At 73.2% G+C, this 12,291-nt stretch carries 11 protein-coding genes; 7 read left to right on the top strand and 4 right to left on the bottom strand.

The genetic code is table 11. The features are described 5' to 3' along the window. Window positions 1-3 precede the first annotated feature (3 nt). The 7 genes from rosag_RS01240 to rosag_RS01210 are packed head-to-tail and all read left to right on the top strand — an operon-like array spanning window position 4 to window position 8,830. Complete coding sequence (locus rosag_RS01240) at window positions 4-1,308, top strand: glycoside hydrolase family 88/105 protein (RefSeq protein WP_284348184.1); 1,305 nt, start codon at window positions 4-6, stop codon at window positions 1,306-1,308. After that, entirely contained in the window at window positions 1,305-2,084 is a 780-nt protein-coding gene (gene kduD / locus rosag_RS01235) for a 2-dehydro-3-deoxy-D-gluconate 5-dehydrogenase KduD (RefSeq protein ID WP_284348183.1), read from the top strand. The genes rosag_RS01240 and kduD overlap by 4 nt, the downstream gene beginning before the upstream one ends. Before the next feature lie 53 nt (window positions 2,085-2,137). After that, window positions 2,138-3,022, top strand: coding sequence for a 5-dehydro-4-deoxy-D-glucuronate isomerase (kduI, locus tag rosag_RS01230; protein ID WP_309298171.1), 885 nt, complete (start codon window positions 2,138-2,140; stop codon window positions 3,020-3,022). Then, on the top strand, window positions 3,022-4,221 hold the full coding sequence (locus rosag_RS01225; RefSeq protein ID WP_284348181.1) for a DUF4861 domain-containing protein: 1,200 nt from the start codon (window positions 3,022-3,024) through the stop codon (window positions 4,219-4,221). Before kduI ends, rosag_RS01225 begins: the two co-directional genes overlap by 1 nt. Continuing rightward, window positions 4,218-5,327: a pectinesterase family protein gene (locus tag rosag_RS01220; RefSeq protein WP_284348179.1), complete on the top strand. Its 1,110-nt coding sequence runs from the start codon at window positions 4,218-4,220 to the stop codon at window positions 5,325-5,327. The genes rosag_RS01225 and rosag_RS01220 overlap by 4 nt, the downstream gene beginning before the upstream one ends. Window positions 5,328-5,357: 30 nt before the next feature. Next, window positions 5,358-6,404, top strand: coding sequence for a mannonate dehydratase (gene uxuA, locus rosag_RS01215; RefSeq protein WP_284348178.1), 1,047 nt, complete (start codon window positions 5,358-5,360; stop codon window positions 6,402-6,404). Continuing rightward, on the top strand, window positions 6,401-8,830 hold the full coding sequence (locus rosag_RS01210; protein WP_284348177.1) for an alginate lyase family protein: 2,430 nt from the start codon (window positions 6,401-6,403) through the stop codon (window positions 8,828-8,830). Before uxuA ends, rosag_RS01210 begins: the two co-directional genes overlap by 4 nt. Before the next feature lie 7 nt (window positions 8,831-8,837). Here rosag_RS01210 and rosag_RS01205 read toward each other — a convergent pair whose 3' ends face one another. The 4 genes from rosag_RS01205 to rosag_RS01190 all read right to left on the bottom strand — a co-directional run bounded on the left by rosag_RS01205 (window position 8,838) and on the right by rosag_RS01190 (window position 12,214). Then, complete coding sequence (locus rosag_RS01205; RefSeq protein ID WP_284348176.1) at window positions 8,838-9,281, bottom strand: type 2 periplasmic-binding domain-containing protein; 444 nt, start codon at window positions 9,279-9,281, stop codon at window positions 8,838-8,840. A 150-nt stretch (window positions 9,282-9,431) separates the two neighbouring features. Then, entirely contained in the window at window positions 9,432-10,556 is a 1,125-nt protein-coding gene (locus rosag_RS01200; RefSeq protein WP_284348174.1) for a heme oxygenase-like domain-containing protein, read from the bottom strand. 70 nt (window positions 10,557-10,626) lie between these two features. Continuing rightward, window positions 10,627-11,070, bottom strand: coding sequence for a type 2 periplasmic-binding domain-containing protein (locus rosag_RS01195; protein ID WP_284348173.1), 444 nt, complete (start codon window positions 11,068-11,070; stop codon window positions 10,627-10,629). Window positions 11,071-11,083: 13 nt separating this feature from the next. Then, on the bottom strand, window positions 11,084-12,214 hold the full coding sequence (locus tag rosag_RS01190; protein WP_284348172.1) for a hypothetical protein: 1,131 nt from the start codon (window positions 12,212-12,214) through the stop codon (window positions 11,084-11,086). Window positions 12,215-12,291: the final 77 nt, after the last annotated feature.

The raw sequence follows: 12,291 nt of genomic DNA, 5'->3' as shown, positions 1-12,291 counted from the left end.
CGAATGACCCGACTCCACACCTCCTCCGTTCTCGCCGTCACGATGGCGCTGTGCGCGCTCGCGCCCACCGCGCGCGCGCAGACGGCGCCGGACGTGAAGCACCTGCCGGCCTCCATCCAGCTCGGCGAGGGCAGCGCGCAGCCGAACGACGCGCCGCTCGCGATCCCGCACGCGCCGCCGCGCCCGCGGCCGTCCGGCGGCCGCCCATGGTCGGCGCGCGTCGCCGAATCCGTCATGCGCCGTAACCCGCAGGTGCACCGCCGCTGGGACTACACCGCGGGCGTGGTCCTCGGCGCCATCGAGAAGGTCGGCCAGGCGCGGCGCGACACGGCGATGCTCGCCTACGTGCAGCGGAACATGGACCGGTTCGTGAAGGCCGACGGCAGCATCGACGGCTACGAGCCGGAGGAGTACAACCTCGACCACGTGGCGCCGGGACGCGTGCTGCTGTCGCTGCACGAGCGCACGAAGGACGCCCGCTACCGCCAGGCCGCCGACCGGCTGCGCGCGCAGCTGCGCACGCACCCGCGCACGAGCGAGGGCGGCTTCTGGCACAAGCAGGTCTACCCGCAGCAGATGTGGCTGGACGGGCTGTTCATGGCGCAGCCGTTCGCCGCCCAGTACGCGCGCAGCCTGGCCACGCCCGCCGCGCGCGACTCCGCGTTCGACGACGTGGCGCGGCAGTTCCTGCTAGTGGCGCGGCACACGCGCGACCCGCGCACGAACCTCATGTACCACGGCTGGGACGCCGCGCGCGCGCAGAAGTGGGCCGACAGCGCGACGGGCCTCTCGCCCAACGTCTGGGGCCGCGCGATGGGATGGTACGTCGTCGCCGTCGTCGAGACCCTCGACCACCTGCCCAGCAGCCATCCCGACCGCGCGGCGATCGTGCAGACGCTGCGCGACGCGGCGGACGGCATCGCGCGCGTGCAGGACCCGGTGACGGGGCTCTGGTGGGACGTGATGGACCAGCCCAACCGCGCCGGCAACTACCTGGAGGCGAGCGCCTCCAGCATGTTCGCCTACGCGCTCGCCAAGGGCGCGCGGCTCGGCTACCTCGACGCGCGCTACCGCCGCGTGGCCGAGCGCGGCTTCGACGGCCTCCTCTCCAACCTCGTGCGCGAGAACCCGGACGGCACCGTGTCGCTCATCAACGTCGTGCAGGTGTCGGGACTGGGCGGCTCGCTCCGCAGGGACGGCTCGTACCGCGACGGCTCGTTCGCGTACTACGTCAGCGAGCCGGTCGTGACCGACGACTACAAGGGCGTGGGCCCCTTCATCCTCGCCGCGCTGGAGCTGGGCCGATGAGCGACGCGAACGCGCATCTCGCGCGATTCTCGCTCGCGGGCCGCACCGCGCTCGTCACCGGCGCCAGCCGCGGGCTCGGGCAGGCGATCGCCGTGGGCCTGGCGCAGGCGGGCGCCGACGTGGTGTGCGCGAGCACGAAGCGCAGCGGCACCGACGACACGGCGGCCGCGGTGCGTGCGCTCGGGCGCCGCGCCTGGCAGCTGGAGGCCGACCACTCGGACCGCGACGCGGTGCTGGCGCTGGCCGACGCGGCCGAGCGCGAGGCGGGCGACATCGACGTCCTCGTGAACAACGCGGGCACCATCCGCCGCCACCCGGCGGTGGACTATCCGTTCGAGGAGTGGGAGGCGGTGCTCCGCCCCAACCTCGACGCGGTGTGGGTGCTGTCGCAGCGGCTGGGGCGCGGGATGGTGGCGCGCGGCCGCGGCAAGATCGTCAACGTCGCGTCGCTGCTCTCGTTCCAGGGCGGCATCACCGTGCCCGCCTACACGGCCAGCAAGCACGCCGTCGCGGGGCTCACGAAGGCGCTCGCCAACGAGTGGGCGCGCCACGGCGTGCAGGTGAACGCGGTGGCGCCCGGCTACTTCGAGACCGACAACACCGAGCGCCTGCGCCAGGACCCGGTGCGCCTGGAGCAGATCTCGGCGCGCATCCCGGCCGCGCGCTGGGGCACGCCCGAGGACCTGGCGGGCGCCGTCGTCTTCCTCGCCTCGCCGGCCGCCGACTACGTCAACGGGCACGTGCTCGTGGTCGACGGCGGGTGGATGGCGCGATGAACTGTCGTCCCGAGCGCAGCGAGGGACCCTCTCTCCCTGCGTCGTGACGTGACATGCACACGAGATCCCTCTCCCTCGCTCCGCTCGGGACCGGGATGACACCCAAGAGCCGAATGCAATACCTCCCGAATGCGTCCGCCGCCCGCCGCATGGACACCTCCGAGCTGCGCGCGCACTTCCTCGTGCAGGGGCTGTTCGTGCCGGGCGCGATCACGCTCCGCCTCGTGGACCTCGACCGCGTGGTGCTCGGCGGCGCCGTCCCGACGACCGCGCCGCTGTCGCTGCCGACGCCGGGCGACCTGAAGGCCGAGTACTTCTGCGAGCGCCGCGAGCTGGGCGTGCTGAACACGGGCGCCGCGGGCACGGTGACGGTGGACGGCACGGCGCACGCCCTGGCCGCGCACGAGGTGCTCTACGTCGGCCGCGGCAGCCGCGAGGTGACGTTCGCCAGCGACGACGCGACAAAGCCCGCGCGCTTCTACCTCGTGAGCTACCCGGCGCACGCCGCGCATCCGACGACGCGCATCGCGGCCGCCGACGCGGACGTGCTGGAGCTCGGGAGCGCCGAGACGTCGAACAAGCGCCGCATCCGCCGCTACATCCACCAGCGCGGCGCGCAGAGCGCGCAGCTCGTGATGGGCGTGACGACGCTGGAGCCCGGGAGCGTGTGGAACACGATGCCCGCGCACACGCACGACCGCCGCTCCGAGGTGTACCTCTACTTCGACCTGCCGTCGGACGCGATGGTGCTGCACCTGCTCGGCGAGCCGACCGAGACGCGCACGCTGGTGGTGCGTGACGGCGAGGTCGCGCTCTCGCCCGGGTGGTCGGTGCACGCCGGCTGCGGCACGCGCGCCTACGCCTTCTGCTGGGCGATGGGCGGCGAGAACCAGGACTACGCGGACATGGACCCCGTCGCGATGGAGACGCTCCGCTGATGCGCCGCTCGAACGCTCGCACCGCCCTCCCCCTCCTGCTGGTCGCCGCGCCGCTGGCGTCGGCTGCCGCGCAGTCGCCCGCACGCGTGACGCTCCGCGCGGAGAACACGCTGAACGTCGCGCGCACGGAGGAGATCGTCGCGGTGCCATGGGCGGCGGTGCGCCGCGCGCTCCCCGCCGCCGCGCCCGCGAAGGTGCGCGTGCTCGACGCGGCGGGACGCGAGCTGACGTCGCAGGTGGTGGACAACGACGGTGACGGCACCGACGACGAGCTGCTGCTGCAGGCCGACTTCTGGCCGAAGGAGGTGAAGAGCTTCACCGTCGAGGCGGTGGCGCCGACGCAGAAGCCGGTCGCCCGGGTGGACGTGCGCTACGACCCGCCGCGCGACGACGTCGCGTGGGAGAGCGACCGCATCGGCTTCCGCATCTACGGGCAGGGGCTCTGGAAGAACCCGGAGTACGAGCCGCTCCACAGCAGCGGCATCGACGTCTGGCCCAAGCGGACGCGCGCGCTGATCGTCGAGAAGTGGTACACGAAGGGCCACGACCAGTACCACGTCGACACCGGCGAGGGCGCCGACTTCTACGACGTCGGCCCGACGCTCGGCACCGGCGGCGTCGCGGTCTGGTCGCGCGACACGCTCTGGCGCGCCGACAACTTCAAGTCGTACCGGATCATCGCCAGGGGACCGCTGCGCGGCGTGTTCGAGCTGCGCTACGACCCGTGGACCGCGGACGGCCGCAAGGTCTCCGAGGTGAAGCGCATCGCCATCGACGCGGGCCAGAACCTGTACCGCACGACCAGCATCTTCACCGCCGACGGCACGCAGGAGCTGCCGTACGTCATCGGCGTCGTGAAGCGCCCGGGCCTCGTGGGGATCACGAGCAAGGCGAACACGTGGGCATGGCTGACCGGCTGGGGTCCCGTCGCGCCCAAGAACGGCGGCCACGGCGAGCTCGGAAACGCGGTGATGCTACCGCGCGAGCGCGTGGTCGACTGGAAGGAGGCGCACGGCCACTACCTGGCCGTCAGCCGTGCGACGCCGGGCCAGCCCGTCGTGCACTACGTCGGCGCGGGGTGGACGGCGAGCGGCGACTTCCCGACCCCGCAGGCGTGGTGGGCCTATCTCGACCGGTTCGCGCAGCGCCTCGCGGCGCCGATCGCGGTGACGCTCCCCGCGGGGACCGCCGCGCGGTGAGGCCCGTCGCGGCGCGGCCGGTCGCGGCGCTGGTGGCCGTCGCCCTCGCCGCGACGGCCGCCCACGCGCAGTCGGCCGATGCCGTCGTCGACGCGCGGCACGCCGGCGCCGAGGGCGCGCGCGTGGGCGGCGTGCGCACCTACCGCACGCTCGGCGCCGCGCTGGCGGCCGCGCCGCGCGACGGCCGCCGCCCGTTCGTCGTCCGCCTGCGCGCGGGCCGCTACCGCGAGAAGCTCTCGGTGGACCGGCCGAACGTCCGGCTGATCGGCGCGCACCGCGACTCGACCGTCATCAGCTGGGACGACGCGGCGGGCACGCCGGCAAAGGGCGGCGGCGTGCTGGGCACGCGCGGCAGCTGGACGCTGCGCGTCACGGCGCCCGGCTTCCGCGCCGAGCAGCTGACCGTGGAGAACGCGTTCGACTACCCGGCGAACGCGCGCAAGCCCGACGGCGATCCCACGAAGCTGCAGGGCACCCAGGCCGTCGCGCTCGCGCTCACCGACGGCAGCGACCGCGCGGTGCTGCTCGACGTCCGCATGACGGGCTACCAGGACACCTTCTTCGCCAACGCGGGACGCGTCTACCTGCGCGGCTGCGAGATCTCGGGCCACGTCGACTTCATCTTCGGCGCGGCGCGCGCGGTGTTCGAGGACTGCGACATCCTCAGCCGCGACCGCGGCGACCCGCGCAACAACGGCTACGTGACGGCGCCCAGCACCGACGCCGCGTCGCCCATCGGGTTCCTGTTCGTGCGCAGCCGCTTGAAGAAGGAGTCGCCCGCGATGGCGGCGAACAGCGTCGCGCTCGGGCGGCCGTGGCATCCGTCGGCGACGCCGATGGCCGTCAGCAGCGCGGTCTTCCTCGACTGCTGGATGGACGACCACATCACCGTCGCCGGGTGGGACCGCATGTCGTCGGTGGATTCGGCGACGCAGGTGCGCTACTGGTTCGAGCCGGCGGTCGCGCGCTTCTACGAGGCCGGCAGCACGGGTCCGGGCGCCGTCGCCAGCCCCACGCGCCGCGTGCTCGGCCCCGGCGACCTGAGATCCTACACCATCGCGCGCACGCTCGGCGACTGGACGCCGGACGTCGCGCCCTCGAAATGACGACGCACTGGACGACCTGGACGTGATGCGATGGAGATGACGTTCCGCTGGTTCGGCCCCGACGACCCGATCCCGCTCGCGCACGTGCGGCAGATCCCGGGCGTGCGGGGCGTGGTGAGCGCGCTGTACGACGTGCCCGTGGGCGAGGCATGGCCGCGCGAGAAGCTGGAGCGGCTCGCCGCGACGGTGGACGACGCGGGGCTGCACGTCGCGGTGATCGAGAGCATCCCGGTGCACGAGGACATCAAGCTCGGGCGCCCGACGCGCGACCGGCTGATCGACGCGTACTGCGCGAGCGTGGAGGCGATGGGCGCGCTGGGCATCCCGGTGCTCTGCTACAACTTCATGCCCATCTTCGACTGGACGCGCACCGACCTCGCGATGCCGATGCCCGACGGCTCGACGGCGCTGGCGTACGACGAGGCGGCGCTGGCGCGCATCGACCTGTCGCGGGGCACGGGCGACCTGCCGGGCTGGGCGACCGCGTACACGGCCGAGGAGCTGGCGGCGCTGCTGGCCGCGTACCGCGACGTGGACGCCGAGCGGCTGTGGGAGCACCTCGCGTACTTCCTGGAGCGCGTCGCACCGGTGGCCGAGCGCGCGAACGTGCGCATGGCGATCCACCCGGACGATCCGCCGTGGCCGATCTTTGGATTACCGCGGATTGTCACCAATGCAGCGGCGTTCGACCGCCTCTGCGACCTCGTGGACAGCCCCGCCAACGGCGTGACGTTCTGCACGGGATCGCTCGGCGCCGACCCGGCGAACGACCTGCCCGCGATCGCGCGGCGGATCGGCGCGCGCGGCCGCATCCACTTCGCGCACTGCCGGAACGTCGCGCTCACCGGCGACCGCCGGTTCCACGAGGCGCCGCATCCGTCGCGCTTCGGCCACGTCGACTTCCACGCCGTGCTGCGCGCGCTGCACGCCACCGGCTTCTCCGGCCCCATGCGCCCCGACCACGGCCGCATGATCTGGGGCGAGACCGGCCGCCCCGGCTACGGCCTCTACGACCGCGCCCTCGGCGCGACCTACCTGCAGGGACTATGGGAAGGCATCGCGGGAGCCTCCGCATGAAGGCGCGTTCGAAGGCACGCCTGCTCGTCGCCGCGCTGCTCGGCCTCGCGTCCGCCGCGGGCGCGCAGCCGGTGCGAAAGGACGCGAACACCGGCAGCACGCCAGCGCTCGTGCTCTGGCGCTCCGACCAGATCGAGAAGGCGCGGCAGCGGCTGCGCGCGGGCGACGCGTCGCTGCGCCCCGCGTACGACGCGCTGCTCGCCGACGCGCGCGCGGCGCTGACCGCGGGCCCGTGGTCGGTGACCGACAAGGAGCTCGCGCCGCCGAGCGGGGACAAGCGCGACTACCAGAGCTTCGGGCCGTACTGGTGGCCCGACTCCACGAAGCCGAACGGCCTCCCCTTCATCCGCCGCGACGGCGTGGTGAACCCGGTGACGCGCCGCAGCTCGGACAGCCCGCGGCTGTACGCGCTCACCGACGCGGTCGAGACGCTGGCGTTCGCGCACTACTTCTCGGGCGACGCGCGCTACGCACGGCGCGCCGGCATGCTGCTGCGCCGCTTCTTCCTCGACTCCGCGACGGGCATGCGGCCGCACCTGCGCTACGGGCAGGCGATCCCCGGCGTGACCGAGGGGCGCGGCATCGGCATCATCGACACGCGCGAGCTGGCCCGCGTGGCCGACGCGGTGCGCCTGCTGCGCGGCACGCCCGGCTGGAGCGACGCCGACGAGCGCGGCCTGCAGACGTGGATGCGCACCTACCTGGAGTGGCTGCGCACCAGCGACCACGGGAAGGACGAGGCGGACGAGACGAACAACCACGGCATCTGGTACGACGCGCAGCTCGCGGGCGTCGCGCTGTTCGTGGGCGACACGGCGGTCGTGCGCGAGATCGCGACCCGCACCGCGCCCGCGCGCCTCGCCGCGCAGATCGCCGCCGACGGCACGCAGCCCGAGGAGCTCGCGCGCACGCGCCCGCTGCACTACAGCATCTTCAACCTCGAGGCGATGGCGCGCATCGCCGAGACGGCGCGCGCGATCGGCGTGGACGTCTGGCACTGGTCGGCGCCGAGCGGCGCGTCGCTCAAGCGGGCGTTCGAGTTCGTGGCGCCGTACGCCGACCCCGCGAAGAAGTGGGCGGGCACGATGGTCGGCACCGTGGAGCCGGACTCGCTGATCCTGCCGCTGCGCCGCGCCGCGCTGGCGCTGGGCGATCCGTCGCTGACGGCGCCGCTGGCCGCGCTGCCGGCGTCGCGCACCGCGGCGCACCGCTCGCGGCTGCTCTATCCGGACGTCGTGACGCCCGCCCGCGGCGCCGCGCGCAGCGCGGATCCGACCGTGGGCACGGCCTCCGCGCTCGACACGCTGGCCGACCGCGCGCTGACGTTCGCCGCCACGCAGCTCCGCCGCTCGGCCGACGCGATGGACCCCAAGGACGGCTGGCCGCGCCACACGCTCGCCGACGGCAACTGGGACCGCCGCGGCCCGGTGTCGTGGACCAACGGGTTCTTCCCGGGCACCATGTGGTACCTGTACGAGCACACGAAGGACCCGTACTGGCGCGAGCAGGCCGCGCGCTGGACCACGGGACTCGACACGATGGCGCGCGTGACGACGACGCACGACCTCGGCTTCGTGCTGTTCGACAGCTTCGGGCACCAGTGGCGGCTGACGCAGGACGCGCGCGCCAGGGCCGTGGTGCTGGAGGGGAGCGCGACGCTGGCGAAGCGCTTCAACCCGCGCGTGGGCGCCATCAAGTCGTGGGACCTCGACCGCGTCACCGACCGGCGCCGCGAGTGGGAGGGCGGCTACCCGGTGATCGTCGACAACCTGATGAACCTGGAGATGCTGTTCTGGGCGGCGCGCAACGGCGGCGATCCGTCGCTCAGGGCGCTGGCCGAGCGGCACGCGCTGACGTCGATGCAGGCGCACGTGCGCGAGGACGGGAGCGTGGCGCACGTCGCGCTGTTCGACCCGCAGAGCGGCCGCTTCCTGCGCCGCACGACCTGGCAGGGCGTCAACGACTCGTCGGCGTGGGCGCGCGGGCAGGGGTGGGCGATCTATGGACTCGGTGCCGCGGCGCGGGAGACGGGCAACCGCGACCTGCTGGCCGGCGCGCGGCGCGCGGCCGACTTCTTCCTCGCGCACCTGCCAGCGGACGGCGTGCCGTTCTGGGACTTCCGCCATCCGGCGATCCCGAACACGGAGCGCGATGCGTCCGCGGCGGCGATCGCGGCGTCGGGGCTGCTGGAGCTGGCGAAGCTGGTGGACGCGCCGACCGCCGCGCGCTACCGCGCCGGCGCCGAGCGGATGCTCACCGCGCTCGCGCGCGACTACCTCGCGACCGGGCGGCCGGAGCGCTCGGTGCTGCTGCACACCGTCGGCGACCACCCGCAGAACCGCGAGATCGACGTCGGCATGGTCTACACGGACTACTACTTCGTCGAGGCGCTGCTGCGCTGGAAGGCCGCGAAGTCAGCGCGCTGAGGCGCCGCTACTTCACCCGCAGCACCTTCACGCCGAACGTATCGGCGGCCGCGCTCACGTAGCCGATCCCGCCGGGCGTCGTCCGCACGAACTCGAGCACCTCCTCGTCGGACGTGCGGGTCTCGGGCGGACGCTCGCCGCCGGCCCAGAGCTGCTGCTGCCAGTAGCGGCGCACCTCGATCACCGGCTGGCGGACGACGCGCTTCGAGAACGCGTCGCGCACGGCCGATCCGACGCTCTGGTCCACCGGCGTCACGCGCACGCCGCCGACCCTGTCGGCCTGCTTCAGGAAGACGCGCTGCACCACGTACTGCTTCACGACGTCGACCTTGAGCGACGGGTGCGCGACGACGACGAACTCCTGCGCCGCGAGCGCGCGCGGGGCACTGCCGAGCAGGGCGAGCGCCAGCGCGAGCAGGGCCGCGGCGCGGGAACGGGTCGACTCGGGCATCGTCCGGTGGGCGGAGGGTGTACCCGTGCCAGCGGCAAGGACCGCGCCTTCCGGTGGCGCCCGCCGATCGCATGCGCTCACGCACGACGGGCCCGCGTCACCGTGGTGGCGCGGGCCCGTCGACTCACCGGCGACTGTGGCGCGCGTGCCTCAGAATGAGGCGGCGACGCTCGCGAGGAAGTAGCGCGAGTCGCGGCGCGGCCCGAAGGTGAAGCTGGTCGGCGTCTGCGACGCGACCACCGTGACCGGCGTGTCGAACGCGTAGCCGCGGCGCCAGTGGTGCTCCAGCTTCGCGACCGCGCCGCCCGGCAGCGTCACGATCCCCGACGCGCCCACCGTGCGCACCTCGGCGAACATCCGGTTCATCGCGGTGTTCGCGAAGTAGAGCTTCCGGTTCGTGTACGCCTGCTGGCCCGCGACCGAGAAGTGGTCCACCAGCCGCACCGTCGCCTGCACGTAGCCGCTCCGGTTGTCGTTGCTCGGCCCGTAGCCGGTGATGCGCCCGTGCTCCGTCTGCAGCTTCACGCGGTCGACCGTCGCCTCCGCGCTGGCGATGACGTTGGAGCGGTAGCCGCGCCCCGTCGGCTGCACGAAGCCGTAGCGTGCGCCGTACAGCCCGAGCCGCGCGTTCGCGACCGGCAGCGTGAGGTAGCTCTGCCCGCCGAACATGTTCTCGGTGCGCGCCACGCGGACCTGCGTGCCGGTGGACGTCGTGGCGACGGCGCGCCACTCGCTCCCGCCGAAGAACGCGAGCTGCTCCAGGTCGATCCCCTTCCCCAGCTCGCGCCGGACGCCGAGCACCACGCCGTCGATCGCGTCGAAGGCGTCGCTCTGCAGCTCCATGGGCGGGCGGAAGAACGGCAGCACCGTGCCGATGTAGCGCACCTCGTTCAGCAGGCCGCGCGGCAGCGGGTTGCGCCCGACCTTCACCGTCACGTCGCCCTCACGGTGCTGCCAGTACGCCCACTGCATCGTCACGTCGCTGATCGCGCCCGCGAGCGGACTGGTGCCGAGGCGGCGGTTGAACACCTGCGCGACCACCTGATCCTTCGCCGTCAGGGCGAACCGGCCCTGCAGGGTGAAGACGCGGTAGTCCGACGTCCCCTTCTGCGGGATGCCGTAGACGCCGAGCGTGTCCGAGCGGCCGTAGGCGGCGTTCAGCGAGCCATGGAGCTCGAGGCGGTCGAGCGGATCCTGGGCGGACGCCGCGGCGAGCGGCGCCAGTACGAGCGCCGCGCACAGGCCGGCGCGGGTCGCGAGGCGAAGGGGCGACATGGCGGGAGGAAGGAGGCGGGAGGGAGGAACGGCGGCCCGGGCACGTGCCCGGACCGCCGCTGGCGTGCGCTTACTTGAGGCTCAGGACCTTCACGCCGTCGGTGCTCGCGCCGGCGCTGACGTAGCCGATCGCGCCCGGCGTGTTCTTCACGAACTCGACGACGTCCTTGTCCGACGCCTTCGTCGCCGGCGGCACGTCGCCACCGGAGAAGATCTTCTGCTGCCAGTACTGCTGCACCGCACCGACCGGACGCCCGACGACCTTCTTGGAGAAGGCCTCGCGCACCGCGGAGGCGGGCGCCAGGTCGACCGGCGTGACGGCGGCGCCGCCGACCTTGTTCACCTGCTTGAGGAACACCTTCTGCGCGGTCGTCGCATCGATCGCGTCGACCGAGAGCGACGTGTGCGCGACCAGCTTGAACTCCTGTGCCGCGGCGGCGCGCGGCGCGCCGGCGAGGAGGGCGAGCGCGAGCCCGGCGAGCGCGGCGACGCGCGAGAGCATCTGCGGGATCATGTGTGCGTGGGCCTCAGAAGGAGGTGGCGAGGCTGACCAGGAAGTAGCGCGCGTCCCGCTTGGGCGAGAGCGTCACCGAGGTCGCGGTCTGCGAGGCCACGGGGGACGTCGGCGTGTCGAACGACCAGCCCTTGCGCCAGTGGTGCTCGAGCTTGAGCGCCGTGTTGGCCGGCAGCGCGACGATGCCAGAGACGCCGTTCGTGCGGACCTCGGGGATGATCCGGTCGAGCGACGGGTTCGCGAAGTACAGGCGGCGGTCGGTGCGCGAGTGCTGGCCAGCGACCGAGAAGTGGTCGACGACGCGCACGGTGCCCTGCACGTAGGTCATGCGGCTGTCGTTCGACGGGCCGGGGCCGGTGATGCGGCTGTGCTCCGACTGCACCTTCAGGCGGTCGATCGACGACTCCGCCGACAGCACGTAGTTCGTGCGGTAGCCGCGGCCGGTGGACTGCACGTAGCCGTAGCGCGCGCCGTAGGCGCCGAGCTTGAGGCCCGCGACCGGGAAGGTGAGGTACGACTGGCCGCCGAACATGTTCTCGGTGCGCGCCATGCGGACGCCGGCGCCGGTGCTCGTCGTGACGAGCGAGCGAGCCTCGCTGCCGCCGAAGAACGCGTACTGCTCCAGCGTGATGCCGGCCCCGAGGTCCTGGCGGTAGCTCGCCACCGCGCCGTCGATGGCGTCGAACGCCTCCAGCGTCAGCTCGAGCGGCGGACGGAAGAACGGCAGCACGGTGCCGATGTAGCGCACCTCGTTCGAGAGGCCGCGCGGCAGCGGGTTGCGGCCCACCTTCACCGTCAGGTCGCCTTCCTTGTGCTGCCAGTACGCCCACTGCATGGTGACGTCGCTGATCGCGCCGGCCAGCGGGCTGGTGCCCAGGCGGCGGTTGAAGACCTGCGCGACGATCTGGTCCCTGTCGCTGAGCGAGAAGCGGCCCTGCAGCGTGAAGACGCGATAGTCCGACGTGCCCTGCTGCGGGACGCCGAAGACGCCGAGCGTGTCGGCGCGGCCGTAGGCGGCGTTGAGCGAGCCGTGGAGCTCGAGGCGATCGAAGACGGACTGCGCGGAAGCGGCGGCAGTCGGCACGGCGAGCAGGCCGAGCGCGAGACGGAGGCCCGTGCGCGTGACGCGGGAGTGCGACGACATGGAGACGGAATGGAGTGATGCGGGGTTCAAGCGTGCCGGATTCCGGTGCAGCGGCGCTGCACCACCCGGCGCCTCGT

Origin of the sequence: Roseisolibacter agri (genome assembly GCF_030159095.1) — a bacterium.
Classification (GTDB): Bacteria; Gemmatimonadota; Gemmatimonadetes; order Gemmatimonadales; family Gemmatimonadaceae; genus Roseisolibacter; species Roseisolibacter agri.
This window is presented reverse-complemented; position numbering and strand designations above follow the sequence as displayed.

Bases quoted from the DNA above. Each gene is read 5' to 3' on its own strand.
- rosag_RS01240 (WP_284348184.1), top strand. From the start codon at position 4: ATGACCCGACTCCACACCTCCTCCGTTCTCGCCGTCACGATGGCGCTG.
- kduD (WP_284348183.1), top strand. From the start codon at position 1,305: ATGAGCGACGCGAACGCGCATCTCGCGCGATTCTCGCTCGCGGGCCGC.
- kduI (WP_309298171.1), top strand. From the start codon at position 2,138: ATGCACACGAGATCCCTCTCCCTCGCTCCGCTCGGGACCGGGATGACA.
- rosag_RS01225 (WP_284348181.1), top strand. From the start codon at position 3,022: ATGCGCCGCTCGAACGCTCGCACCGCCCTCCCCCTCCTGCTGGTCGCC.
- uxuA (WP_284348178.1), top strand. From the start codon at position 5,358: ATGGAGATGACGTTCCGCTGGTTCGGCCCCGACGACCCGATCCCGCTC.
- rosag_RS01210 (WP_284348177.1), top strand. From the start codon at position 6,401: ATGAAGGCGCGTTCGAAGGCACGCCTGCTCGTCGCCGCGCTGCTCGGC.
- rosag_RS01205 (WP_284348176.1), bottom strand. From the start codon at position 9,281: ATGCCCGAGTCGACCCGTTCCCGCGCCGCGGCCCTGCTCGCGCTGGCG.
- rosag_RS01200 (WP_284348174.1), bottom strand. From the start codon at position 10,556: ATGTCGCCCCTTCGCCTCGCGACCCGCGCCGGCCTGTGCGCGGCGCTC.
- rosag_RS01195 (WP_284348173.1), bottom strand. From the start codon at position 11,070: ATGATCCCGCAGATGCTCTCGCGCGTCGCCGCGCTCGCCGGGCTCGCG.
- rosag_RS01190 (WP_284348172.1), bottom strand. From the start codon at position 12,214: ATGTCGTCGCACTCCCGCGTCACGCGCACGGGCCTCCGTCTCGCGCTC.